Genomic DNA, 240 nt, shown 5'->3' on the forward strand with positions numbered 1-240 from the left:
GCCGGCGTCCTGTACGCCCTCGCCGAGAGCGGCGCCGGGCGCTACGAGGAAGGCGAGCGCTGGCTCCTGGACCACACCGACCCGCCGCCGCGCGGCACCGCCCTCGGCCTCTACGACGGCCTCGCCGGCATCGCGTACGTCCTGGACCGCCTGGGCCACCCCAAGCGCGCCCTCGAACTGGTCGACTCCCTGCTGGGCGAGAAGTGGCAGCGCCTCGCCCACCACCTGCACGGCGGCCTC

The 240-nt window shown here is 75.8% G+C and carries 1 protein-coding gene; it reads left to right on the top strand.

The window, feature by feature from the left end; all coding sequences use genetic code 11:
- A partial coding sequence (locus G3I40_RS28175) for a hypothetical protein (protein ID WP_164305192.1) occupies positions 1-240 on the top strand: 240 nt, incomplete at both ends.

The organism is Streptomyces sp. SID14478, assembly GCF_010548525.1.
Taxonomy (GTDB): domain Bacteria; phylum Actinomycetota; class Actinomycetes; order Streptomycetales; family Streptomycetaceae; genus Streptomyces.